27 protein-coding genes are annotated in these 24,643 nt (G+C 60.0%); 17 read left to right on the top strand and 10 right to left on the bottom strand.

Annotation, left to right across the window (positions count from 1 at the left end; translation table 11 throughout):
• Positions 1 to 99: 99 nt before the first annotated feature.
• Complete coding sequence (locus WHX55_RS20600; RefSeq protein WP_150758918.1) at positions 100 to 450, bottom strand: hypothetical protein; 351 nt, start codon at positions 448 to 450, stop codon at positions 100 to 102.
• A gap of 148 nt (positions 451 to 598) precedes the next feature.
• Here WHX55_RS20600 and WHX55_RS20605 point away from each other — a divergent pair, with 148 nt between their 5' ends.
• The 9 genes from WHX55_RS20605 to WHX55_RS20645 all read left to right on the top strand — a co-directional run bounded on the left by WHX55_RS20605 (position 599) and on the right by WHX55_RS20645 (position 5,600).
• Positions 599 to 847, top strand: coding sequence for a hypothetical protein (locus tag WHX55_RS20605; RefSeq protein ID WP_008049352.1), 249 nt, complete (start codon positions 599 to 601; stop codon positions 845 to 847).
• Between the two features lie 20 nt (positions 848 to 867).
• Entirely contained in the window at positions 868 to 1,197 is a 330-nt protein-coding gene (locus WHX55_RS20610; RefSeq protein WP_150725954.1) for a DUF6388 family protein, read from the top strand.
• Between the two features lie 25 nt (positions 1,198 to 1,222).
• Positions 1,223 to 1,927: a YoaK family protein gene (locus WHX55_RS20615; protein ID WP_353741199.1), complete on the top strand. Its 705-nt coding sequence runs from the start codon at positions 1,223 to 1,225 to the stop codon at positions 1,925 to 1,927.
• Between the two features lie 200 nt (positions 1,928 to 2,127).
• Positions 2,128 to 2,520, top strand: coding sequence for a sulfurtransferase complex subunit TusD (gene tusD / locus WHX55_RS20620; protein ID WP_150755605.1), 393 nt, complete (start codon positions 2,128 to 2,130; stop codon positions 2,518 to 2,520).
• A 1-nt stretch (position 2,521) separates the two neighbouring features.
• Positions 2,522 to 2,884 carry a sulfurtransferase complex subunit TusC gene (tusC, locus tag WHX55_RS20625; protein WP_150755586.1) on the top strand — a complete coding sequence of 121 codons (363 nt, stop codon included), beginning with the start codon at positions 2,522 to 2,524 and terminating at the stop codon, positions 2,882 to 2,884.
• Complete coding sequence (gene tusB, locus WHX55_RS20630) at positions 2,884 to 3,177, top strand: sulfurtransferase complex subunit TusB (protein WP_150755585.1); 294 nt, start codon at positions 2,884 to 2,886, stop codon at positions 3,175 to 3,177. The genes tusC and tusB overlap by 1 nt, the downstream gene beginning before the upstream one ends.
• A complete protein-coding gene (locus WHX55_RS20635) occupies positions 3,174 to 3,509 on the top strand; it encodes a TusE/DsrC/DsvC family sulfur relay protein (protein WP_150755584.1) in 336 nt (111 codons plus the stop codon). Before tusB ends, WHX55_RS20635 begins: the two co-directional genes overlap by 4 nt.
• Positions 3,506 to 4,507: a glycosyl transferase family protein gene (locus WHX55_RS20640; RefSeq protein WP_150758921.1), complete on the top strand. Its 1,002-nt coding sequence runs from the start codon at positions 3,506 to 3,508 to the stop codon at positions 4,505 to 4,507. Before WHX55_RS20635 ends, WHX55_RS20640 begins: the two co-directional genes overlap by 4 nt.
• Positions 4,508 to 4,598: 91 nt before the next feature.
• The gene (locus WHX55_RS20645) at positions 4,599 to 5,600 is read left to right on the top strand and encodes a glutathione S-transferase family protein (protein WP_151214437.1); all 1,002 of its coding nucleotides are present in this window, start codon (positions 4,599 to 4,601) and stop codon (positions 5,598 to 5,600) included.
• A gap of 131 nt (positions 5,601 to 5,731) precedes the next feature.
• On the opposite strand, the gene cysG is transcribed toward WHX55_RS20645, so the two are convergent.
• The 6 genes from cysG to WHX55_RS20675 form a co-directional block, all read right to left on the bottom strand.
• The gene (cysG, locus tag WHX55_RS20650; protein ID WP_353741200.1) at positions 5,732 to 7,126 is read right to left on the bottom strand and encodes a siroheme synthase CysG; all 1,395 of its coding nucleotides are present in this window, start codon (positions 7,124 to 7,126) and stop codon (positions 5,732 to 5,734) included.
• The gene (serS, locus tag WHX55_RS20655; protein WP_046037868.1) at positions 7,127 to 8,407 is read right to left on the bottom strand and encodes a serine--tRNA ligase; all 1,281 of its coding nucleotides are present in this window, start codon (positions 8,405 to 8,407) and stop codon (positions 7,127 to 7,129) included.
• A 16-nt stretch (positions 8,408 to 8,423) separates the two neighbouring features.
• Positions 8,424 to 8,798, bottom strand: a complete 375-nt coding sequence (gene crcB / locus WHX55_RS20660; protein ID WP_056723806.1) for a fluoride efflux transporter CrcB — start codon at positions 8,796 to 8,798, stop codon at positions 8,424 to 8,426.
• The gene (locus WHX55_RS20665) at positions 8,798 to 10,120 is read right to left on the bottom strand and encodes a replication-associated recombination protein A (RefSeq protein ID WP_353741201.1); all 1,323 of its coding nucleotides are present in this window, start codon (positions 10,118 to 10,120) and stop codon (positions 8,798 to 8,800) included. Before WHX55_RS20665 ends, crcB begins: the two co-directional genes overlap by 1 nt.
• A gap of 153 nt (positions 10,121 to 10,273) precedes the next feature.
• Positions 10,274 to 10,897 carry an outer membrane lipoprotein chaperone LolA gene (lolA, locus tag WHX55_RS20670; RefSeq protein ID WP_150755580.1) on the bottom strand — a complete coding sequence of 208 codons (624 nt, stop codon included), beginning with the start codon at positions 10,895 to 10,897 and terminating at the stop codon, positions 10,274 to 10,276.
• Positions 10,898 to 10,963: 66 nt separating this feature from the next.
• Positions 10,964 to 13,375: a DNA translocase FtsK gene (locus WHX55_RS20675; protein ID WP_150755579.1), complete on the bottom strand. Its 2,412-nt coding sequence runs from the start codon at positions 13,373 to 13,375 to the stop codon at positions 10,964 to 10,966.
• A gap of 306 nt (positions 13,376 to 13,681) precedes the next feature.
• Here WHX55_RS20675 and trxB point away from each other — a divergent pair, with 306 nt between their 5' ends.
• From trxB to infA, 4 genes are all read left to right on the top strand, one after another.
• Positions 13,682 to 14,641: a thioredoxin-disulfide reductase gene (trxB, locus tag WHX55_RS20680; RefSeq protein WP_150755578.1), complete on the top strand. Its 960-nt coding sequence runs from the start codon at positions 13,682 to 13,684 to the stop codon at positions 14,639 to 14,641.
• 62 nt (positions 14,642 to 14,703) lie between these two features.
• The gene (gene aat, locus WHX55_RS20685; RefSeq protein ID WP_150755577.1) at positions 14,704 to 15,384 is read left to right on the top strand and encodes a leucyl/phenylalanyl-tRNA--protein transferase; all 681 of its coding nucleotides are present in this window, start codon (positions 14,704 to 14,706) and stop codon (positions 15,382 to 15,384) included.
• 57 nt (positions 15,385 to 15,441) lie between these two features.
• Positions 15,442 to 16,149, top strand: a complete 708-nt coding sequence (locus tag WHX55_RS20690) for an arginyltransferase (RefSeq protein WP_046037862.1) — start codon at positions 15,442 to 15,444, stop codon at positions 16,147 to 16,149.
• A 111-nt stretch (positions 16,150 to 16,260) separates the two neighbouring features.
• Positions 16,261 to 16,479 carry a translation initiation factor IF-1 gene (infA, locus tag WHX55_RS20695; protein ID WP_002553999.1) on the top strand — a complete coding sequence of 73 codons (219 nt, stop codon included), beginning with the start codon at positions 16,261 to 16,263 and terminating at the stop codon, positions 16,477 to 16,479.
• 251 nt (positions 16,480 to 16,730) lie between these two features.
• Here infA and clpA read toward each other — a convergent pair whose 3' ends face one another.
• Together clpA and clpS are read right to left on the bottom strand one after the other, a co-directional pair.
• Positions 16,731 to 19,001, bottom strand: a complete 2,271-nt coding sequence (gene clpA / locus WHX55_RS20700; RefSeq protein ID WP_056723817.1) for an ATP-dependent Clp protease ATP-binding subunit ClpA — start codon at positions 18,999 to 19,001, stop codon at positions 16,731 to 16,733.
• Positions 19,002 to 19,031: 30 nt separating this feature from the next.
• Positions 19,032 to 19,394 carry an ATP-dependent Clp protease adapter ClpS gene (gene clpS / locus WHX55_RS20705; RefSeq protein WP_015094394.1) on the bottom strand — a complete coding sequence of 121 codons (363 nt, stop codon included), beginning with the start codon at positions 19,392 to 19,394 and terminating at the stop codon, positions 19,032 to 19,034.
• A gap of 224 nt (positions 19,395 to 19,618) precedes the next feature.
• Here clpS and cspD point away from each other — a divergent pair, with 224 nt between their 5' ends.
• The gene (gene cspD, locus WHX55_RS20710; protein ID WP_150755576.1) at positions 19,619 to 19,885 is read left to right on the top strand and encodes a cold shock domain-containing protein CspD; all 267 of its coding nucleotides are present in this window, start codon (positions 19,619 to 19,621) and stop codon (positions 19,883 to 19,885) included.
• A gap of 80 nt (positions 19,886 to 19,965) precedes the next feature.
• Here the strand turns inward: cspD and icd are convergent, their stop codons facing one another.
• Entirely contained in the window at positions 19,966 to 21,222 is a 1,257-nt protein-coding gene (gene icd, locus WHX55_RS20715; RefSeq protein ID WP_057399856.1) for an NADP-dependent isocitrate dehydrogenase, read from the bottom strand.
• On the opposite strand from icd, the gene WHX55_RS20720 reads away from it, so the two are divergent.
• The 3 genes from WHX55_RS20720 to WHX55_RS20730 all read left to right on the top strand — a co-directional run bounded on the left by WHX55_RS20720 (position 21,221) and on the right by WHX55_RS20730 (position 24,605).
• Positions 21,221 to 21,388 (top strand): hypothetical protein, encoded by a 168-nt coding sequence (locus WHX55_RS20720; RefSeq protein WP_353741202.1) that lies wholly within the window; start codon positions 21,221 to 21,223, stop codon positions 21,386 to 21,388. The genes icd and WHX55_RS20720 overlap by 2 nt on opposite strands.
• 328 nt (positions 21,389 to 21,716) lie before the next feature.
• Positions 21,717 to 23,942 carry an NADP-dependent isocitrate dehydrogenase gene (locus WHX55_RS20725; RefSeq protein WP_150758924.1) on the top strand — a complete coding sequence of 742 codons (2,226 nt, stop codon included), beginning with the start codon at positions 21,717 to 21,719 and terminating at the stop codon, positions 23,940 to 23,942.
• A 216-nt stretch (positions 23,943 to 24,158) separates the two neighbouring features.
• Positions 24,159 to 24,605, top strand: coding sequence for an NUDIX hydrolase (locus WHX55_RS20730; RefSeq protein ID WP_150755574.1), 447 nt, complete (start codon positions 24,159 to 24,161; stop codon positions 24,603 to 24,605).
• Positions 24,606 to 24,643: the final 38 nt, after the last annotated feature.

Consider the following 24,643-nt stretch of genomic DNA (forward strand, 5'->3'; position numbering starts at 1 on the left):
GCTCGCGAAAGCGGTATATCAGCCAACATTGATAGCGACTGACACTACGTCTTCGCGAGCAGGCTCGCTCCCACAGGGGGAATGCAACAAACCTTCAGATCACAGGCAAGTCGCCAACGCCGCCAACCGGCGCTTGGCCACGAAATCGTCCTTCTGTGCGTAGTAGCTCAACACCGTGCCCGAGGCATCGGTGGTCACGTCGACGAAAGACTCCGCGGAACGGGTGTAAACGGTCGTACCGCCCTTCTCCCCCGGCTCCAAATACGCAGCGGCATCGACACCGAACACGGCCTCGTCCTGCCAGGAAAACTGCACGCACTGGGCGACGTCTTTTCCCGGTTTTTCCGAGTTCAGGGTCTTGTACGGGGCCTTGGTGCGGGCATCGTTCATCGCCGAGCCGGCGCATCCCGCCAGCAACGTCACGGCCAGCGCCGCCATCAGAATTCGCATTGCATTCACTCATCAGGAAAAAGCGGACTTTATCACCCCGGCAGCCCGTATCGTTCTGCTTTACTGCATTTATACCGCGACAGCGCGCAACGATTCGCGCACCCTGTCGCGCCAATAACGCCCCATCGCACCTCTGACTGGAAACCCGATGACACCTAATGCCGAGTTCTACAAACCGAGCACTGAATATGCCGACAAGCTGATCAGCCAGATCGGTCAGACGCCTTCCTGGATTGCCAAGCGAATCGGCGTCACCGACAAGCGGATTCGCTACATCCTCGACGGCGAAAGAACCGTCAAAGGCGAAACCACGCCGATCCAGATGACCTACACCGAACAGTTTGCCCTCGAATGCCTGGCGGCAGCGGCCAAGGCCGGCAAAAAGCAATCCTCGTAATCCGTTCTCAAGGAGCGACCATGGCGGCAACCGAACTGCAGCATGAGCAAGCACTGAAGCGGTTTCTCGATGCGCGCCCCGAGTTGCGCGAAGAACTCGACCACCTCAACCCGCTGCTGGCTCAGGCCAAGGGCGAAACGGCGGAACAGTATCGCGAGGAACGGCTGCACGAAGCGTTTGAAGCTGAAGCAGAACGCCAGCAGTTGTTCGCCTGGGAACTGACGTTGCAGTTAACCACCGCCACACCCCAGGAGTACGAAGCGCAGCGCCTGGAAGTGCACCGGGAAGTGGCGGAAATGGCCGGCATGGACTGGCTGGAATATTGCGAGTTGAATGGGATAAAACCCTAAGCACAGTTCAAGGATGCCGTCGCCGATGCTGCCTAATACCGCCAGGACCCACGCCAGCCCCGGTCACTTGCACACGCAGAAATGGCGCGGGCGCATCGGCCTGAGCCTGGTGGCCATGCTCTCGGTCCTCGCCGGCATGACCGACGCCATCGGTTTCATGGCCAGCGGTGACTTCGTCTCGTTCATGAGCGGCAATACCACGCGGATGGCGGTCGCCATCAGTGCTGGCGACCTTGGGTTGACCCTGCGCCTGGTGATCCTCGTCGCCACTTTCATCGTCGGCAACGCGCTGGGCATCATCGTCAGTCGACTAGGTGGCCGCCGGGCCCTGCCATTGCTGTTGTGCATAGCCACCCTGCTGTGCGCCGCCGCGGCCTGGCCTTATGACGCGCAACTGCCGGCCCTGCTGGCGGCGATCATCGCAATGGGCATGCTCAACGCCGCGGTGGAAGAAGTGAACGGCCTGCCGGTTGGCCTGACTTACGTTACGGGTGCCCTGTCGCGTTTCGGCCGCGGGCTGGGTCGCTGGATGCTCGGCGAGCGCCGTAGCGGCTGGCGCGTGCAACTGATCCCCTGGACCGGCATGCTCGCCGGCGCGGTACTCGGTGCCGTGCTGGAACATCACCTGGGGCTCAAGGCGTTGTTTGCCAGTGGCCTGCTGGCTGCCGGGCTCGGGGTGTTGTCGTTGAAGATCCCGCGGCGCTGGCAGTTGGGGTATATGCCGCGTTGAGCTTGGCGGTGCCTATGCGGGCCTCATCGCGAGCAAGCTCGCTCCCACAGGGGATCGGTGTCGAATACAAAATTGAAATCCACCACGAAACAATTGTGGGAGCGAGCTTGCTCGCGATGGGGCCAGCATAGACAACATCACTTTAGCCGCCCCGCCGATAAAGCTTTATCATGGCCGCAGTTTCGCTGATCGAGTCCGTCATGAAGTTCGCCATTGCCGTATTTAGCGCCGCCCATGCGCCCTCCTCGCGCCGCGCCCTGCTGTTCGCCCAAGCGGCGCTGTCCGGTGGGCACGAGATTGTCCGGCTGTTTTTCTACCAGGATGGCGTCTACAACGCATCCGCCAGCGTGGTCACTCCCCAGGATGAACTGGACTTGCCCAAACAGTGGCGTGCCTTTGTCAGCGACCATCAACTCGATGGCGTGGTGTGCATCGCCGCTGCCCTGCGGCGTGGTGTGTTGAACGAGGAAGAAGCCAGACGCTATCAGCGCGAGGCGGTAGCCGTCGGTGCGCCGTGGGAATTGTCCGGCCTCGGCCAATTGCATGACGCTGCGCAGGATGCCGACCGTCTGATCTGTTTCGGAGGCGCATGACATGGCCAAATCCATATTAATCATCAGCCGCCAGTCGCCATGGTCCGGCCCAGGCGCGCGGGAAGCGCTGGATATCGTGCTGGCCGGGGGCGCCTTCGATCTGCCGATCGGCCTGTTGTTTCTCGATGACGGCGTGTTCCAGCTGGCCGCCAGCCAGAACGCCAAGGCCCTGCAACAGAAGGACCTGAGCGCCAACCTGCAAGCCCTGCCGATGTTCGGTGTCGAGGAACTGTTCGCCTGCGGCGACAGCATCGCCCTGCGTGGCCTGGCCCCCAGCGACCTGTCGCTGGAAGAAGCCCAAGTGTTGGCTGCCCACGAAATCACCGCCCTCATTGACCGTTACGACCAGGTGATCACCCTCTGATGTCGACTTTGCATGTGTTGTCTCATTCCCCGTTCGGCGACGAACGCCTGACCAGTTGCCTGCGCGTGATCGGCGCCAGCGACGGGTTGCTGTTGTCCGGTGATGCCGCCTATGCGTTGCAGCCAGGCACCGCGCCGTTCTTGGCGCTCAGCGCACGTGGCCTGAAGCTGTTCGTCCTGGCCGAAGATGCCCAGGCCCGTGCGCTTGCGGTTCCAGACTGGGCCAAAGCCATCGATTACCCGGCCTTCGTCGAACTGTCGATTCACTACGACAAGGTCAACAGTTGGCTATGAATGCATTGACGGTCGGCGCCCGCGCCATCGAACTGGACAAGGACGGTTTCCTGGTCGAACTGAGTGATTGGTCCGCCGATGTGGCGAGTGCCCTGGCGGCTGCCGAAGACATCGAGTTGACGCCCGAACACTGGGAAGTCCTCGAACTGCTGCGCAGTTTCTACAACGAATTCCAGCTGTCACCGGCCACCCGCCCGTTGATCAAGTACACCGCCCTGAAACTCGGCCCGGAAAAAGGCAACAGCCTGCACCTGAACCGACTGTTCAAAGGCACTCCCGCCAAACTCGCCGCGAAACTGGCGGGCCTGCCCAAACCGACGAATTGCTTATGACCGACTACCCAGCACTGACACTCGAAACGCCCGCCGAGCATCCGTTCGCCCAGTTCGTGCGGATCCTTGGCAAAGGCAAGCGCGGCGCCCGTGACCTGACCCGGGTCGAGGCCCGCGAGGCCATGGGCATGGTGTTCGATGAAAAAGTCGAGGAAACCCAACTCGGCGCATTCCTGATGCTGTTGCGGCACAAGGAAGAAAGCGCGGAAGAGATGGCGGGCTTCACCGAGGCCTTGCGTGAGCGTCTGAATCCTCCGACGCTGGCGGTGGATCTGGACTGGCCGACCTATGCCGGCAAGAAACGCCATCTGCCGTGGTATCTGCTGGCAGCCAAGTGCCTGGCGCAAAACGGCGTGCGGATTTTCATGCACGGCGGCGGCGCCCACACGGCCGGACGCTTGTACAGCGAGCAACTGCTGGGCGAATTGAACATCCCGCTGTGCCGCAACTGGCAACAGGTGGGTTCGGCGCTGGATAACGGCGGCCTGGCCTTCATGCCATTGATGGACTGGGCGCCACAGCTGCAACGCATGATCGACCTGCGCAATACCCTGGGCCTGCGCTCGCCGATCCACTCCCTGGCGCGGATTCTCAATCCGCTGGGCGCCCGTTGCGGCTTGCAGAGCATTTTCCACCCGGGTTATCAGGCGGTGCATCGCGATGCCAGCGGCCTGCTGGGTGACACCGCCATCGTGATCAAGGGCGATGGCGGCGAGATCGAGATCAACCCGGACGCCGACAGCCACCTGTACGGCACCACCGGCGGCGAGAGCTGGGACGAGGAATGGCCGCAGTTGTCGGCGCAGCGTCACGTCAAACCTGCCTCGCTTGAGCCTGAACATTTGAAAGCGGTCTGGCGTGGCGATGTGGTCGACAGCTACCCGCAAATGGCCCTGATCTCGACCATGGCCCTGGCCCTGCGTGGCCTCGGACAGAGCCGCGATCAGGCCTTCGAAACCGCTGAAAAATACTGGGTCGCGCGAGACAAATCGATTTAACCGATCATTCGCGCCCGATCTTTGCGCTTTTTGTTCGAACTCATCGGAATAGACTCGACTCCATCGATTATGGGTTTCGGGAGTCTTGAACATGGGTTTGTTAGTGGATGGCCGCTGGCAGGACAAGTGGTACGAAAGCAGCAAGGACGGCGCGTTCCAGCGTGAACAGGCGCAGCGTCGCAACTGGTTGACCGCTGACGGCAAGCCGGGACCGACCGGCGTCGGTGGTTTTGCGGCCGAGCCCGGGCGCTATCACCTGTACGTGTCCCTGGCCTGCCCGTGGGCCCATCGCACGCTGATCCTGCGCAAACTCAAAGGCCTCGAAAACCTGATCGACGTTTCGGTGGTCAGCTGGTTGATGCTGGAAAACGGCTGGACCTTCGACCAGCACCTCGGCTCGACCGGCGACAAGCTCGATCACTTCGACTTCATGCACCAGCGCTACACCGCCGACACCGCCAACTACACCGGCCGCGTCACTGTACCGGTGCTGTGGGACCAACAGCACCAGCGCATCGTCAACAATGAATCATCGGAAATCATCCGCATGCTCAATGGCGCCTTCGACGATCTGACCGGTAACGACCTGGACTTCTACCCGGCGCCGCTGCGCGGAGAGATCGATGCGCTGAACGAGCGGATTTATCCGGCGGTGAACAATGGCGTGTACCGCGCCGGATTTGCCACCTCGCAACAGGCTTATGAAGAAGCCTTCGATGAGGTGTTTGCCGAACTGGACCGCCTGGAACTGCTGCTGGGGGCCAACCGCTACCTGGCTGGCGAGTACCTGACCGAAGCGGACATCCGCCTGTTCACCACGCTGATTCGCTTCGATGCGGTGTACTACGGGCACTTCAAGTGCAACCTGCGGCGGATTGCCGATTATCCGAACCTGTCGAACTGGCTGCGGGAGATTTACCAGTGGCCGGGGATTGCCGAGACGGTGGACTTCACTCACATCAAGAACCACTACTACGCCAGCCATCGCACTATCAATCCGACAGGTGTGGTGCCGAAAGGGCCGGAGCAGGACTTTACCGCGGCCCATGATCGGGAGCGGTTGAGTGGGAAAGGGGTTTGGCGCAGAGCTTGAGATTTGTACAGGTTTTGAAGGCCCCATTGCGAGCAGGCTCGCTCCCACATTTGATTTGTGTCGTTCACAAATCAAATGTGGGAGCGAGCCTGCTCGCAATGGGCCGGGGTCGCGCTCGACCGACTCGGTCTCTAGACCTGCCCCTGAGCCCCTTCAAACCACGCCAGTTTCTCACGCAGTTGCACCACTTCACCCACGATCACCAATGTCGGCGCATGCACTTCATGCTCCGCCACCAGCCGTGGCAGGTCCGCCAGGGTGCCGGTAAACACCCGCTGGTTGACCGTGGTGCCCTGCTGGATCAACGCTGCCGGGGTATCGGCACCGCGACCATGCTTGATCAACTGCTCGCAGATGATCGGCAAGCCCACCAGTCCCATGTAGAACACCAGGGTTTGCGCCGGGGCCACCAGATCGGCCCATGGCAAATCACTGGAGCCGTCCTTGAGGTGCCCGGTGATGAAACGCACCGATTGCGCATAATCGCGGTGGGTCAGCGGAATCCCGGCATAGGCCGCGCAACCACTGGCCGCCGTGATCCCCGGCACGACCTGGAACGGGATGCCATGGGCCGCCAGTTCTTCGATCTCCTCACCACCACGACCGAAGATGAACGGATCACCGCCCTTCAACCGCACCACACGCTTGCCCTGTTTGGCCAAATCCACCAATTGCTGGTTGATCTGATCCTGCGGCACCGCGTGATCGGCTCGTCGCTTGCCGACGTAGACCCGCTCGGCGTCGCGACGGCACAGCTCGAGAATCGCCGGTGCGACCAAACGGTCGTACAGCACCACGTCGGCTTGCTGCATCAGACGCAATGCCTTGAACGTCAACAGGTCCGGGTCACCTGGCCCTGCGCCCACCAGATAGACCTCACCGGTCGCCACTGGCGCTTCGCCATCGATTTTCGCCTGGAGCAAGCGCTCGGCTTCACCGCCCTGCCCGGCCAGCTGGCGGTCGGCAATCGGGCCCTGGAAAACATCTTCCCAGAACGCCCGACGCTGCTGCACATCCGGAAACAGGCCTTTGACCTGATGACGGAATCGCGCCGCCAGACCGGCCAGTTGACCGTAGGTGGAAGGAATCCAGGTTTCGATCTTGGCGCGGATCAAACGTGCCAACACTGGCGCATCGCCGCCGCTGGACACTGCAATGATCAACGGAGAGCGGTCGACGATCGCCGGGAAGATCACGCTGCATAGGGCTGGCGCGTCCACCACGTTGACTGGCACGCAACGCCGATGGGCATCGGCGGAGACTTGTGCGTTCAGCGTTTCGTCGTCGGTGGCGGCAATGATCAGCCCGCAACCGTCCAGATCCGCCTCGGCATAGCCACGTAACAGGCACTCGCCACCGCTGCCGGCAACCAGTTCGCGCAGTTGCGGTTCGATTTCAGGTGCAACCACCCGCAGCAGCGCACCGGCATCGGCCAGCAGGCGGGATTTGCGCAAGGCAATCTCCCCCCCGCCGACGACCAACACACGACTGCCGCGAAGGTTGTGAAACAGCGGCAGATAGTTCATTTAGCCGATAACCTCGAGGCCACCCATGTATGGCTTGAGGACCTCAGGCACACGGATCGAACCGTCGGCCTGCTGATAGTTCTCGAGCACCGCCACCAGGGTACGACCGACGGCAAGACCGGAGCCGTTCAGGGTGTGTACCAGTTCCGGCTTGCCGGTTTCCGGGTTGCGGAAACGCGCCTGCATGCGGCGGGCCTGGAAGTCGCCGCAGTTGGAGCACGACGAGATTTCGCGGTACTTGTCCTGGCTCGGGATCCACACTTCCAGGTCGTAGGTCTTGACCGCGCTGAAGCCCATGTCGCCGGTGCACAGCGCCAGGGTGCGGTAAGGCAGCTCCAGCAACTGCAGGACTTTCTCGGCGTTGGCGGTCAGGCCTTCCAGCGCTTCCATCGACTGCGACGGCTCGACGATCTGCACCATTTCAACCTTGTCGAACTGGTGCTGACGGATCATGCCGCGGGTGTCGCGGCCCGATGCGCCGGCTTCACTGCGAAAGCATGGCGTGTGAGCGACGAACTTGATCGGCAGCAGTTTCGAATCGACGATTTCGCCGGCGACGATGTTGGTCAGCGACACTTCGGCGGTCGGGATCAGGTACAGATCAGCTTCGCCTTCGCGCGCGATCTTGAACAGGTCTTCTTCGAACTTCGGCAGCTGGCCGGTGCCTTGCAGCGCCGGGGCCTGGACCAGATAAGGCGTGTAAGCCTCTTCGTAGCCGTGCTCGGTGACGTGCAGGTTGATCATGAACTGTGCCAGGGCGCGATGCAGACGAGCGATCGGGCCGCGCAGCAGGGCGAAACGGGCGCCGGACAGCTTGGCGGCGGTTTCAAAGTCCAGCCAGCCGAACTTCTCGCCCAGGGCCACGTGGTCCTGAACCGGGAAATCGAAGGCCGTCGGGGTGCCCCAGCGGCGCACTTCGACGTTGCCGTCTTCGTCTTCGCCGACCGGTACCGATTCGTGCGGCAGGTTGGGGATACCCAGCAGGATCGAGTCCAGATCGGTCTGGATCGCGTCCAGTTCGACTTTACCGGCGCTCAATTCGCCCGCCATGCGCTCGACGTCCGCCATCAGCGGCGCGATGTCTTCGCCGCGCTGCTTGGCCTGACCGATGGATTTGGAGCGCGCATTACGTTCAGCCTGCAGTGCTTCGGTGCGGGTCTGGACGGTCTTGCGCTGTTCTTCCAGCGCTTCGATGCGCGCAACATCCAGGGTATAGCCACGGGATGCCAGGCGGTCCGCTACGTCCTGAAGGTTGCTACGTAACAGTTTGGAATCGAGCATGTCGGTTTCTCGTTTATCAAAGTTTGGTCAAGGACAGGCCGGCCCAGGTGGCAAGCAGCCCGCCGAATACGCTGAGCGCCGCATAGCCCAGGGCCAGCGGTACTTGCCCGCTTTCCAGCAGGCGCACCGTATCCAGTGAAAAGGATGAAAAAGTCGTCAGCCCTCCGAGGAAGCCGACGATCAACCCGGCACGCACCTCGATGGGCACCTCCGGGCGTATCAAAAACAGACCGTATAGAACGCCGATCAGCAAACAGCCCACGATATTAACGGCCAGCGTCGCGGTATAGAAGTGCCGCGGCCAATTCGCGTTGATCCAGTTGCCCGTGGCAAAGCGCAACAACGTACCGGCCATCCCGCCGACGGAAACCGCAACGATCAAGGGAAGCACTATTTTCTCCGCTGCCTTGGGCTTAAACGGTCGAGTTTCGCCAGGTGATTGAGTTTTTCGCCGATCTTCAATTCCAGGCCACGGGGCACCGGTTGATAGAACGGGATCGGGTCGAGTTCTTCCGGAAAATAGTCTTCGCCGGCGGCATAGGCGTCCGGCTCATCGTGGGCATAACGGTATTCATCGCCATAACCCAGCTGCTTCATAAGCTTGGTCGGCGCGTTGCGCAGGTGCAGCGGCACTTCCAGCGAGCCGTGTTCGGCGGCGGCGCGCAGTGCGCTCTTGAAGCCCATGTACACCGCGTTGCTTTTCGGCGCGCAGGCCAGATAGGTAATGGCCTGGGCCACCGCCAGTTCGCCTTCGGGGCTGCCGAGGCGCTCCTGCACTTCCCAGGCCGCCAGGCACAGGCTGAGGGCGCGCGGGTCGGCATTGCCGATGTCTTCGCTGGCCATGCGCACCACGCGCCGGGCCAGGTACAAGGGGTCGCAACCGCCGTCGATCATCCGCGCAAACCAGTACAGCGCACCATCAGGGTTGGAGCCGCGCACCGATTTATGCAGCGCGGAGATCTGGTCGTAGAACGCTTCGCCGCCCTTGTCGAACCGCCGGCGGGTGTCGCCGAGCAGGCTTTGCAGGAGGTCGGTGCCGATTTCGCTGTTGTCTTCCGCCAGGTCCGAAGCGTTTTCCAGCAGGTTGAGCAGGCGCCGACCATCGCCATCGGCGGCCGACAGCAGCATCTGGAAGCCTTCGTCGCTGAGGGTCAGGTTGCGCTTGCCCAGACCGCGCTCTTCGGTCAGCGCGCGGTGCACCAGTTTGCGCAGGGCCGCTTCGTCGAGGCTTTTCAGCACATAGACCCGCGCCCGTGACAGCAAGGCGTTGTTGAGCTCGAACGAGGGATTTTCCGTGGTTGCGCCGATGAAAATCAGCGTGCCGTCCTCAACGTAGGGCAGGAACGCATCCTGCTGGGACTTGTTGAAGCGATGCACTTCGTCGACAAACAGGATGGTGCGGCGGCCGTACTGCGCGGCCTGCTGCTTGGCGATTTCCACCGACTGGCGGATCTCCTTGACCCCGGCCAGCACCGCCGAGACCGTTTCGAAGTGCGCATCCGAGACTTCCGCGAGCAATCTCGCCAGGGTGGTTTTGCCCACACCCGGCGGCCCCCAGAAAATCATCGAATGCAGGGCACCCTGCTCCAGCGCCTCACGCAAGGGCTTGCCGCGAGCGAGCACGTGTTCCTGACCGACGTACTCGTCCAGATTGGCCGCACGCAGTCGGGCGGCCAAGGGCTGGGCGATGGGGGTGCTGCGAAACAGATCCATAGTATCGGGTGAAACCTCACTGCAAGATTTGAACACCGCAGCCCCCTGTGGGAGCTAGCCTGCTAGCGATAGCGGTATTACTTTCGACATCAATGCTGACTGACCGGACGCCATCGCGAGCAGGCTCGCTCCCACGGGGTTTTGTGTCGGCCCTTACTCCTGGATCACATCCGCACCCTTGGGGATGTCGAACTTGAACTTGGACGCCGGGATCGGCACGTTGGCCTTTACCCCGGTGAACAGGATATTGGTGCGTTGGCCGACGCTGTCGATCAGTTGCATATCATTGACCAGACCATTGCGGAACGACAGGCGCAGGCTGTCGAACAGGGTGTCCTTGGTTTTCGGCTTGAGGGTGAAATCGATCACGCCGCCGGCTTCCTTGGAGCTGATGTCGAAGCTCTGGCTGATCTTGGACACGTCACCGGACAACAGCAAGGCCGGGGTCTGGGTCAGGCGCTGGTCGAGGTTCTTGATGGTGGCCTGTTCCAGGTCCGGGTCCCACAGGGTGACTTTCTTGCCATCGGAGATCATGGTCTGTTCGGCCGGCGCATCGGTGTGCCAGTAGAACAGACCCGGACGCTGCAGCGACATCTCACCGGCGGTTTCCTGCAACTGGGTGCCGGTGCCATCAAGGGTCAGTTGCGAGAAGCGTGCAGTCAGGGTCTGGGATTTTTCCAGCAGTTGGGTCAGGCGTGCCACGTCCTTGTCATCGGCGTTAGCCTGGAGCGTGGTCAAGGCCAGTACCGGCAGCAACAGCATGCGGATCAGACGCATGGGAGTCCTCATAACATTCGTGGGAGTGCGGGTGGGGCCAAAGGCACCACCCTTTTCATACTCGGGTCAGTCGCGCACCGGGCCCGGGGCCAGGACTTCACGCGAACCGTTGGTGTTCATGGACGTCACGACCCCGGCCATTTCCATGGCTTCGATCATGCGCGCGGCGCGGTTGTAGCCGATCTTCAGCTTGCGCTGAACCGCGGAAATGGAGGCGCGACGGCTTTCCAGCACGAACTGCACCGCTTCGTCGTACAGCGCGTCGGCCTCGGGATCGTCTCCGTCGCCGCCACCGCTGCTGCCTTCGAAGCCGCTGCCCGCCTCTTCGACGCCATTGAGAATGTCGTCGTTGTACTCCGGCGCGCCCCGCAGTTTCCAGGCTTCCACCACGCGGTGAACCTCATCGTCGGACACGAAAGCACCGTGAACACGAATCGGCAGGCTGGTGCCCGGCGGCATGTAGAGCATGTCACCGTGGCCCAGCAGTTGTTCGGCGCCGCCCTGGTCGATGATGGTCCGCGAGTCGATCTTGCTCGATACCTGGAACGCCATGCGGGTCGGGATGTTGGCCTTGATCAGGCCGGTGATCACATCCACCGACGGACGCTGGGTCGCAAGGATCAAGTGGATACCGGCCGCACGAGCCTTTTGCGCGATACGGGCAATCAGCTCTTCAACCTTCTTGCCGACGATCATCATCATGTCGGCGAATTCGTCGACTACTACTACGATGGTTGGCAGCTTTTGCAGCAGCGGCGCTTCGTCGTGGATGCTTTCGCGCTTGTACAGCGGATCGCTCAACGGCTCGCCGGCGTCCTGGGCTTCCTTGACCTTGGCGTTGAAGCCCGACAGGTTTCGCACACCCATCTTGGCCATCAGCTTGTAGCGCCGCTCCATCTCGGCAACGCTCCAGCGCAGGGCGTTGGCGGCGTCCTTCATGTCGGTGACCACCGGGCACAGCAGGTGCGGAATGCCTTCGTAGATCGACAGTTCCAACATTTTCGGGTCGATCATGATCAGCTTGGCGTCTTCCGGGCCGGACTTGAACAGAATCGACAGGATCATCGCGTTCACACCCACCGACTTACCGGAACCGGTGGTACCGGCCACCAGCAAGTGCGGCATTTTCGCAAGGTCAGTGATGACCGGCTTGCCGCCGATATCGTGGCCCAGGGCCAGGGTGACCGGGGACTTGAAGTTGTCATACTCTGGGGTCGACAACACCTCGGAGAAACGCACGATCTGCCGGTCTTCGTTGGGAATCTCGATACCGACCGTGGTCTTGCCCGGAATCACTTCCACCACGCGCACGCTGGTCACGGCCAGTGAGCGCGCGAGGTCTTTGGCCAGGTTGGAAATACGGCTGACCTTGACCCCGGCGGCCGGCTGGATTTCGTAACGGGTGATCACCGGGCCCGGGTGAATCGAATCCACCGTGACTTCAACGCCGAATTCCTTAAGCTTGATTTCCAGCAAGTGGCCAACCGCAGCCAGGGATTCAGGCGAGTAATTGAGCTGTTTCTTTTCCGCCGGATCGAGAATCGAGATCGGTGGCAAGGTGCCTTCCACGGCGCTGTCGACGAACAGCGGCGCCTGTTTCTCTTTCTCCACGCGCTTGCTCGGTGCGACGGGCTTTGGCGGCGCGGGCGCAATCACCGGCGGCACCTGCTTCTCACGCTCGGACATATGCTTGCTCAGGGCTTGCTCACGTTCGATCAGACGTTCCTTGACCTTGGCCTGCTCGCGCTTGTCGGTGACGCTCGGCGCGACCACTTCATCCATACGGTCGTCGACTTCACGCAACTGGGCGACCAGTTGTTTGCGCTCGGTACGGGCCGCCCACCAGCGATTGGCGGCGCCCTGGAACAGTTCGAACAGGTCGAGGGTGATCTTGCCAGTGATGTCCATCACCTTGAACCACGACAGGTCGGTAAACACAGTCAGGCCGAACAGGAACAAGGCAATGAACAACAGCGTGCTGCCCTGGATATTCAGGGCGTTCCTGGCCAGTTCGCCGAGGCTTTCCCCCAGCGCACCGCCCGCACCGGCCGGCAGACCGGTCGCGGCATGGAAATGGATATGGGCCAGGGCGGCGCCCGACAGCACCAGGAACACCAGGCCGATCAGGCGCCAGGAGAACAGCCAGCCGCTCCACTGCCACGGCTCGTGACGCTGGCGGAAGATCTGGTACGCCTTGACGGCCAGCAGCAACGGGAAGATGTAGGCGAAGTAACCCAGCACCATGAACAGGATATCGGCGCTGTAGGAGCCCGCTGGCCCGCCGAAGTTCTGCACGTCGTCGATCTTGCTGTTATGACTCCAGCCCGGATCATCCTTGCCATAGGTCAACAAGGCCATCATCAGGAACAGGCACAAGGCACCGATGGCGATCAGCGCACCTTCCTTGAGTCGGTAGTGCAAGTGCTGGCGCCAGAGCGGTACGACGGCTGGTTTAGGTGCTGCGGTGGATTTCTTCAAAACGCTTCTTTTCCTGCGCCATGGGCGCGTCCATCTGTTGAATGACTATAAAAACTGCCGAAAAACTGCCCAATCCAGGCAGGTAAAAAAGTTAACACGCGTTACCGGGACTACTTTTAACACTGCGCCCCGGTTTTTATAAACATGGCGCGCACTGAATATATGTAACACGCAGGGCATTGTACGGGTTTGTACGCACGACGCCATGCTTGAGACCCTTGGGTGTAGCATAGTCAACAGCACATGACATGCTGTTCAATTTGAGCATGCATTCTCTTTTGTGACAAAGGCTTATGAGGTGTTTTTATGAGCGAAGCGAAGCATTCACGCCTGATTATCCTGGGCTCTGGCCCCGCCGGTTACAGCGCGGCCGTTTATGCCGCCCGCGCCAACCTCAAGCCCGTTGTCATTACCGGCATACAGGCAGGTGGCCAGCTCACCACCACCGTCGAAGTCGATAACTGGCCAGGCGACGTTGAAGGCCTGACCGGACCAGTGCTGATGGATCGCATGCAAAAACATGCCGAACGCTTTGCCACCGAGATCGTTTACGACCACATCCACACCGCCAAGTTGCAACAACGGCCGTTCGAACTGATCGGCGATGGCGGCACCTACACCTGCGACGCGCTGATCATTGCCACCGGCGCCAGCGCGCAATACCTGGGCCTGCCGTCGGAAGAAGCGTTCGCCGGCAAAGGCGTGTCGGCATGCGCGACCTGTGATGGATTTTTCTATCGCAATCAGGTGGTTGCGGTGGTCGGCGGCGGTAATACGGCGGTCGAGGAAGCCTTGTACCTGTCTAACATCGCCAAGGAAGTGCACCTGGTGCATCGGCGCGACAAGCTGCGCTCGGAGAAGATCCTCCAGGACAAACTCTTCGAAAAAGCCGCCAATGGCAATATCCGCCTGCACTGGAACCAGAACCTGGACGAAGTGCTCGGCGATGCCCGTGGCGTGACCGGCGCCCGCCTGCGGGACAGCCAAACGGGTGAAACCAAAGAGCTGCCGCTGGCCGGGGTGTTTATCGCCATCGGCCACAAACCCAACACCGACCTGTTCACGGGCCAACTGGAAATGCGCGACGGGTATCTGCTGGTCAAGGGTGGCAGCGAAGGCGATGCCACCGCTACGGCGATTGCAGGTGTGTTTGCCGCCGGTGACGTGGCCGACCACGTTTATCGCCAAGCCGTTACGTCTGCCGGGGCCGGTTGCATGGCGGCACTGGACGCCGAAAAATACCTCGACGACATTCCAACCGTTTGAAGGCAAACTTTATGGCGGGCCAAAACCCGCCACTGCCCTCCCCTTCTGTAAGTCCGGATGCCATGCTGACCTGGTTACAACGCAACACCTTGCATTTCCCACCGCTGGAAAAGGCCATGCGCGACCCCAACGGGTTGCTGGCTGCCGGTGGCGATCTGTCCGCCGATCGGCTGATCTCGGCTTATCGCCACGGCTGCTTCCCATGGTTTTCCGAAGGCCAGCCGATCCTCTGGTGGTCACCGGACCCGCGCACGGTTCTGTTTCCAGACGAATTGCACGTCTCGCGCAGCCTGAACAAACTGCTGCGCCAACAACGCTACCAAGTGACCTTTGACGAGGATTTTGCGGCCGTCATCCGTGCCTGTGCCGCCCCCCGGGATTACGCAGATGGCACCTGGATCACCGAGGCCATGCAGGACGCCTACATCGAGCTGCACAGGCGCGGACACGCGCACTCGGTGGAAGTGTGGGACGGGGATGAACTGGTCGGCGGATTGTATGGCCTGGCAATGGGCCAGTTGTTTTTCGGCGAGTCCATGTTCAGCCTCGCTGACAACGCCTCGAAATTCGGTTTTGCCACACTGGTTCGGCATCTGAAAGACTCAGGCTTCGTGCTGATCGACTGCCAAATGCCCACCGACCACCTGCATAGCCTGGGCGCCCGGGCGATTGCGCGCCGCGAGTTTGCCGATTATCTGGTCAGGCACCTTGACCAACCCAACCATGCCACCTGGGTTTGCTGAGCGACTTTTGCGCAGGTGGCTTACACTTATTCAAAAGCATTATCCCGAGGGTTGATCATGACCGAGTTGGCGCGTTTGAAGTTCTATGCCACTCAGCCGCACTCTTGCAGTTATCTGCCCGATGAGCAGGCCACAACCCTGTTCCTCGACCCTAGTCAGCCCATGGATGTGCATGTCTACGCAGACCTGTCGGAGATGGGGTTTCGTCGCAGTGGCGATCATCTCTATCGGCCGCATTGCCAGAATTGCAATGCGTGCGTTCCGGCGCGCATTCCCGTGGGGCAGTTCACGCCCAACCGGCAACAGAAACGCATCTTCAAGCGCAACGTGGATTTGCAGGTGCGTCCGGCCAGGCCCGGCTTCAACGAAGAGTACTTCGACCTTTACCAGCGCTATATCGAACAGCGTCACGCCGATGGCGATATGTACCCGCCGAGTCGCGACCAGTTTTCGACATTCCTGGTGCGGGACCTGCCGTTTTCCCGATTTTACGAGTTCCGCCTGAACGGCCAGCTGCTGGCCGTCGCCGTCACCGATTTACTGCCGAACGGTCTTTCGGCGGTCTACACCTTCTACGAACCGGCCGAAGAGCGCCGCAGCCTTGGGCGCTATGCAATCCTCTGGCAAATCGCCGAGGCCCGGCGGCTGGGGCTGGATGCGGTCTACCTCGGCTACTGGATCAAAAACTGCAAAAAAATGAACTACAAGACTCAATATCGCCCTATTGAGTTGCTGATTAATCAGCGCTGGGTCGTTCTAAACTAGAGCCGGCCCTAAACCCCTTGGCTTAAACCCCACTTTTCGGGCACAATGCACGCCGCTTTTGCCTGGCGCAGTTGCACCGGGCCATTCATTGGACACCGAGGGCTTTACTGCATGTCGAAAGAAGACAGCTTCGAAATGGAAGGCACTGTCGTCGACACCCTGCCCAACACCATGTTTCGTGTGGAGTTGGAAAATGGGCACGTCGTAACCGCGCACATCTCCGGCAAGATGCGCAAGAACTACATCCGTATTCTTACCGGCGACAAAGTGCGCGTAGAGCTGACTCCCTATGACTTGAGCAAAGGGCGCATCACTTACCGCGCCCGCTAATCAAGTCAATACAAGACGCCCGGCTCATGCCGGGCGTTTTTGTTTGTCTGCGATTTAGCGACCACAACACAAAACCCTGTGGGAGCGAGCTTGCTCCGGGCGGCGCTCCGACGATGAGGGTGGCACATTCAACAAATGCGCAAGCTGACACGCCGCCATCGCGAGCAAGCTCGCTCCCACAGGGGCTCGGTGAATTTCTTCAAGACAACAAAAAGGCGCCTCACGGCGCCTTTTTGTTTTGCTTCTGAACGTCAGGCCATCTCGGCCGTGGTCTCGAACTCGAAGGTCAGCTCCCCGTCCTTGATGTCGATGTGCACTACACCGCCATGCTCGGCCAGTTCGCCAAAGAGAATCTCCTCCGCCAGCGGACGCTTGATCTTGTCCTGGATCAGGCGAGCCATTGGGCGAGCACCCATTGCCGCATCGTAGCCACCTTCGGCCAGCCAGTTGCGGGCTGCATCGGTGACTTCCAGCAACACACGCTTGTCTTCCAGCTGCGCCTGAAGCTCGGTAAGGAACTTGTCCACCACACTCTTGATGACCTCATGACTGAGGCGACCAAACTGGATGATGGTGTCCAGACGGTTGCGGAATTCCGGCGTGAAGCTCTTCTTGATCACTTCCATCGCATCGGACGAGTGATCCTGATAGGTGAAACCGATCGAAGCGCGGGCTGCGGTCTCGGCACCGGCGTTGGTCGTCATGATGACGATCACGTTACGGAAATCCGCCTTGCGCCCGTTGTTATCGGTCAGCGTACCGTGGTCCATCACCTGCAACAGCAGGTTGAAGACTTCCGGATGCGCCTTCTCGATCTCATCGAGCAACAGCACGCAGTGTGGCTGCTTGGTGATGGCTTCGGTGAGCAGACCGCCCTGATCGAATCCGACATAACCCGGAGGCGCACCGATCAGACGCGATACGGTGTGGCGCTCCATGTACTCGGACATGTCGAAACGAATCAGCTCGACACCCAAGGCCTTGGCCAACTGACGCGCCGCTTCGGTTTTACCGACACCGGTAGGCCCTGCGAACAGGAACGAACCGACAGGCTTGTCAGGGGACTTGAGGCCAGCACGGGACAGCTTGATCGCGGTCGCCAGCGAGTCGATCGCGGCATCCTGACCGAATACGGTCAATTTCAGGTCACGCTCGAGGTTACGCAGCAGCTCCTTGTCGGAACTGGTGACGTGCTTTGGCGGAATCCGCGCGATTTTCGCGACGATGTCCTCGACTTGTGGCACTTCGATGCGCTTAACACGCTTCTCGACCGGTTGCAGGCGCTGGTAGGCACCCGCCTCGTCGATGACGTCGATGGCCTTGTCCGGCATATGACGGTCATTGATGTAACGCGAAGCCAGTTCGGCAGCCGCGCGCAGGGCTTCATCACTGTATTCGATATTGTGATGGCTTTCGAAACGCCCCTTCAGGCCGCGCAGAATGCCAATGGTGTCTTCCACCGAAGGCTCCGACACATCGACCTTCTGGAAGCGCCGAGCCAAAGCACGGTCCTTCTCGAAGATCCCGCGAAACTCCTGGAACGTTGTGGACCCGATGCAGCGGATATCACCCGAGGACAGCAGTGGCTTGAGCAGGTTCGAGGCATCCATGACGCCACCGGACGCGGCACCCGCACCAATGATGGTGTGGATCTCGTCGATGAACAGGATCGCCTGCGGACGTTTTTTCAGCTCATTGAGCAACGCCTTGAAGCGCTTCTCGAAATCGCCACGGTACTTGGTACCGGCCAGCAAGGCCCCCAGGTCGAGGGAGTAAACCACGCTGTTGGCCAGCAGGTCCGGCACCTGGTTGTCGACAATGCGCTTGGCCAGGCCTTCGGCAATCGCGGTTTTACCCACGCCCGCCTCGCCCACCAGCAGCGGATTGTTTTTGCGACGACGCGCCAGGATCTGCGCGACGCGCTCGACTTCCAGCTCACGACCTACCAACGGATCAATGCGCCCCTGGCGCGCGAGTTCGTTGAGGTTGCTGGCATAAGCATCCAGGGGATTGCCTGAGGAAGAAGACTCACCGCCCTCGTCGTCCTGCATATCTTGCTCACCTTCAGAGTGATCGCCATGCCCCGGCACCTTGGAAATGCCATGGGCGATGTAGTTGACGACATCTATACGGGCGACGCTCTGCTGTTTCAGCAGGAACACCGCCTGACTCTCTTGCTCACTGAAGATCGCGACCAGCACGTTGGCACCAGTCACTTCGCGTTTGCCCGAGCTCTGTACGTGAAACACAGCACGTTGCAGTACACGCTGGAAGCCCAGGGTTGGCTGGGTTTCGCGATCCTCATCATGCACGGGAATCAATGGCGTGGTGGAGTCGATGAACTCCTGCAGGTCATGCTTGAGTTTGTCGAGGTTCGCGCCGCACGCACGCAAAACGGTGGCGGCAGCCTCATTGTCCAATAGGGCCAGCAAGAGGTGTTCGACGGTCATGAATTCATGACGCTTCGAACGTGCCTCCTTGAAGGCAAGATTGAGGGTGACTTCGAGCTCGCGGTTTAACATAGCTTCACCTCATACCCAAGTGGTCGGCGATTAACCGTCCTTCTCGATTTCACAGAGTAGCGGATGCTGGCTTTCCCTGGCGTACTGGTTGACCTGCATGGCCTTGGTCTCGGCGATGTCACGGGTAAACACTCCACATACTGCCCGCCCTTCTGTGTGGACGGCCAGCATGACCTTGGTCGCCAGCTCGCGATTCAGGTTAAAAAACACCTCGAGCACTTCGACGACGAAATCCATCGGTGTGTAGTCATCGTTGAACAAAACCACCTTGTACATCGGCGGCGCCTGTAGTGCAGGCTTTGCCTCCTGAACAGCAATGCCTGCGGAATCGTCGTCGTGTAAATCAGGGCGATCCTGATTGAATGTTAGTCGAATCTGGCTGATTGCATGCATGGAAAGAAAGGTTCGTCAGTTGTTCAAATACAGTGGTGGGGGCGGCTATCAGCGTTTTCAACTCCGACTGCCGGGTCAGCTTGACTATCGGCAAAACGGTGTTACAACCAATAGAGCCCACAGTGGGTAAAAAAGGTCCGCGGAGTCAATCTTATTTACAGATTCGACTGCGGATGTACTGGATGATACTCCAGTGATGGAGTCTGTTGCAGAGGGAGTTGGGTATGTCAGGCGGCAAGGTCAGCGGCAAGGTCAAATGGTTCAACAACGCCAAGGGTTACGGTTTCATCATCGAGGACGGCAAGACAGAAGACCTGTTTGCCCACTACTCCGTCATCCAGATGGAAGGTTATAAAACCCTGAAAGCCGGGCAAGCTGTCGTATTCGACATCATCCAGGGCCCCAAAGGCCTGCACGCGATCAACATTGGCAACCCGGTTGATGCTTCGAAAGCGACGACATCCGCCCCGCAACAGACCGTTACAGTTTAAGCCCACACCGTCATCCCGCCATAAAAAAACCGCCTGACTCAAATACTTGAATCAGGCGGTTTTTGTGTGCCTGCGTTTTCTTACATGTGCGAGATCAGCGCATCGCCGAAGCCGGAAGACGACACCAGCTTGGCGCCCTCCATCAGACGTTCGAAGTCATAGGTCACGGTCTTGGCGGAAATCGCGCCGTTGGTGCCCTTGATGATCAGGTCGGCCGCTTCGGTCCAGCCCATGTGGCGCAGCATCATTTCAGCGGACAGGATCAGCGAACCGGGGTTGACCTGGTCCTTGCCGGCGTACTTCGGTGCCGTACCGTGGGTGGCTTCGAACATGGCCACGGTGTCGGACAGGTTGGCACCCGGCGCGATACCGATACCGCCCACTTCCGCCGCCAGGGCGTCGGAGAGGTAGTCACCGTTCAGGTTCAGGGTTGCGATCACATCGTACTCGGCCGGACGCAGCAGGATCTGCTGGAGCATGGCGTCGGCGATGGCATCCTTGACGACAACGTTCTTGCCGGTTTTCGGGTTCTTGAACTGCATCCACGGACCGCCGTCGAGCAGGGTCGCGCCGAACTCTTCAGCCGCCACTTCGTAGGCCCATTCCTTGAAGGCACCTTCGGTGAACTTCATGATGTTGCCTTTGTGCACGATGGTCAGCGAATCGCGATCGTTGTCGACCACATATTGCAGGGCCTTGCGTGCCAGACGCTTGGTGCCTTGCAGGGACACCGGCTTGACGCCGATACCGCAGTTCTCGTCGAAACGGATCTTGGTAACGCCCATTTCTTCCTTCAGGAACTTGATGACCTTGGTGGCTTCCGGCGTGCCGGCCTTCCACTCGATGCCAGCGTAGATGTCTTCGGAGTTCTCGCGGAAGATGGTCATGTCGACATCGCCTGGCTTCTTGACCGGGCTAGGCACGCCTTCGAACCAGCGCACCGGGCGCAGGCAGACGTACAGGTCGAGTTGCTGACGCAGGGCCACGTTCAGGGAACGGATGCCGCCACCGACCGGGGTGGTCAGCGGGCCCTTGATGGAAACCACGTAATCCTTGACCGCGTCCAGGGTTTCCTGAGGCAGCCAGGTGTCCTGATCGTAAACCTGAGTCGCTTTCTCCCCGGCGTACACTTCCATCCAGGAAATCTTGCGCTCGCCACCGTAAGCCTTCTTAACAGCAGCATCGACAACCTTGATCATGACCGGGCTGATGTCGACACCAATGCCGTCGCCTTCGATGAAGGGGATGATCGGGTTATTAGGAACATTGAGAGAATGGTCTGCATTGACGGTGATTTTGTCGCCGACGGCTGGAACCTGAATCTTCTTGTAACCCATGCTGAACTCCATTGATTGGATTGAACATCTGGCTTGGTTCGAGCGTAACCCAGTTGAATCGGCGCGCAAACCCTATGTTCCATCGATCTGGCGCAAAGCCTTGCAACTCGTGCGCTACAAGCCTGAAAGCAAAGGGAAAAACGCCAAAATCAAGCACGACGAATGACTCTACGCCCGACTTGCCCCTGCGACCTTTAGACCAATGGACGACATTCGTTGCGTATGAACCATCGGCAGATTGCCAGCTACCTATGTATAATGCCGCCGCTGACTAAAGGGTCACGACGGACTGAACAGCTCTACGACGAGTGTTTCGGCCCGATAAGCCGGTCTGTTACCGCAGCCCGGCTGCTTGACACCCCACTGATGCACCCAACATCACAGCAACGAAACCTCGATATTCGGCTCATGGATGACTTTGAAACGAACGCGCTTACCCGGCGCCCTCGAGTTTCTGCGCACGCTTTAGCAAAGAAGAGAGAGTTAATCCGAATATGCCCACCCGCTCGAAGATCATCTATACCTTCACCGACGAAGCTCCTGCCCTCGCCACCTATTCACTGTTGCCTATCGTAGAGGCGTTCACCGCCTCGGCTGATATCGCCGTTGAAACCCGCGATATCTCTCTTGCAGGGCGCATCCTGGCCAGCTTCCCCGAGCAACTGGGTGACAAAGCCGTAGCCGACCACCTCGCCGAACTGGGCGCCCTGGCCGTTACGCCTGAAGCCAACATCATCAAGCTGCCGAACATCAGCGCTTCGGTTCCACAACTGCAAGCCGCGATCAAAGAGCTGCAAGCTCAGGGCTACGCACTGCCGGACTACCCTGAGACCGTCACCAGCGACGCCGACAAAGAAGCCAAGGCGCGCTACGACAAGATCAAGGGCAGCGCTGTAAACCCGGTTCTGCGTGAAGGCAACTCCGACCGCCGCGCTCCGCTGTCGGTCAAGAACTACGCACGCAAGCACCCGCACAAAATGGGTGCCTGGGCCAAGGACTCCAAGTCCCACATCGCACACATGAGCACCGGCGATTTCTACGGCAGCGAAAAAGCCGCCCTGATCGACGCCGCTGACGCCGTGAAGATCGAACTGATCGCTCAAGACGGCACCGCCACCGTCCTGAAAGAAAAGACCAGCGTACAAGCCGGTGAGATCCTCGATTGCGCTGTATTGAGCAAAAACGCCCTGCGCAGCTTCATCGCGGCCGAAATCGAAGACGCCAAGGCACAAGGCGTGCTGCTGTCGGTTCACTTGAAAGCCACCATGATGAAGGTCTCCGACCCGATCATGTTCGGCCAGATCGTTGCCGAGTTCTATAAAGACGCACTGGCCAAGCACGCTGACGTGCTGGCACAGATCGGCTTCAACCTGAACAACGGCATCGGCGACCTGTACGCTCGCATCAAGGCCCTGCCTGCTGAACAGCAAGCGGCCATCGAAGCTGACATCCAGGCGGTCTACGCCGCTCGCCCTTCCCTGGCGATGGTCAACTCCGACAAAGGCATCACCAACCTGCACGTGCCGAGCGACGTGATCGTCGACGCCTCGATGCCGGCGATGATCCGTGACTCCGGCAAGATGTGGGGCACCGACGGTCAGCTGCACGACACCAAGGCCGTGATCCCGGATCGCTGCTACGCCACCATCTACCAGGCTGTGATCGAAGATTGCAAAGCCAACGGTGCGTTCGATCCGACCACCATGGGCAGCGTGCCGAACGTTGGCCTGATGGCGAAGAAAGCCGAAGAGTACGGCTCCCACGACAAGACTTTCCAGATCAAGGCTGACGGCGTGGTTCGCGTCACCGACAGCAAGGGCACCCTGCTGATGGAACAGGCTGTCGAGGCCGGCGACATCTTCCGCATGTGCCAGACCAAAGACGCGCCGATCCAGGACTGGGTCAAACTGGCCGTCAACCGTGCTCGCGCAAGCGCGACCCCGGCGATCTTCTGGCTGGACCCGATGCGCGCCCACGACGGCGTAGTGATCGAGAAAGTTCAGGCTTACCTGAAGGATCACGACACTGCCGGCCTGGACATCCAGATCATGGCACCGGTCAACGCGATGAAGTACACCCTGCAGCGCACCCGCGAAGGTAAAGACACCATCTCGGTGACCGGCAACGTATTGCGCGACTACCTGACCGACCTGTTCCCGATCATGGAACTGGGCACCAGCGCCAAGATGCTGTCGATCGTGCCGCTGATGAACGGCGGTGGCCTGTTCGAAACCGGCGCCGGCGGTTCGGCTCCGAAGCACGTTCAGCAGCTGCTGGAAGAAAACTTCCTGCGCTGGGATTCGCTGGGTGAATTCCTGGCCCTGGCCGCGTCCCTGGAACACCTGGGCGAGACCTACAACAACCCCAAGGCGCTGGTTCTGGCCAAGTCCCTGGACCAGGCCACCGGCCAGTTCCTGGACAACAACAAGTCGCCATCGCGCAAAGTCGGCAACATCGACAACCGCGGCAGCCACTTCTACCTGGCGCTGTACTGGGCTCAAGCCCTGGCTGCCCAGACCGAAGACGCTGCACTGCAAGCGCAGTTCGCGACCCTGGCCAAGACCCTGACCGAGAACGAGGCGACCATCGTTGCCGAACTCAACGCCGTTCAAGGCAAGCCAGTAGACATCGGCGGTTACTACCACGCCGACGCCGAGCTGATCAGCAAGGCCATGCGCCCAAGCGCAACCTTCAACGCGGCAGTTGCTGCGCTGGTTTAAGGTTGTAAGGGAACATCACAAACCCCGGCCCTGTGCCGGGGTTTGTGTTTTTGGTGTTTGCTACAACTCAAATGTGGACACCGAACCCCTGTGGGAGCGAGCCTGCTCGCGATAGCGGTATACCATTCAACATTGATGTCGACTGGCCCTCCGCTATCGCGAGCAGGCTCGCTCCCACATTTGAATGCGCTTCATCTTTGGAATATGAGGAAGTTTATGGACTGGAAACCCCACATCACCGTCGCCACTATCGTCGAAGACAACGGTCGCTTCCTGATGGTCGAAGAACTCAAGCACGGGCGCATAGTGCTCAATCAACCCGCCGGTCATCTGGACCCGAACGAAACCCTGACCGAAGCCGCCGTCCGTGAAACCCTCGAGGAAACCGGTTGGGACGTCGAACCCACCGGCGTACTGGGCATTTACCTCTACACCGCACCGAGCAACGGCGTGACGTACCAGCGGGTCTGCTTCATCGCCAAACCGCTGAAACACCACGCGGAATATCAACTGGACGATGGCATCGTCGGCGCCAAGTGGTTGACCCGCGACGAATTAATCGAGCAGCGCGACAACTGGCGCAGCGAGCTGATTATCCGCTGCATCGACGACTATCTGGCAGGCCAACACTTCGGCCTCGAATTGATCCGTCCTTCTCTTTAGCCATGCAGGCCCGAGCCTGATAGAATCGCGTCCTTTTT

The organism is Pseudomonas fluorescens (assembly GCF_040448305.1).
Lineage (GTDB): Bacteria > Pseudomonadota > Gammaproteobacteria > Pseudomonadales > Pseudomonadaceae > Aquipseudomonas > Aquipseudomonas fluorescens_BH.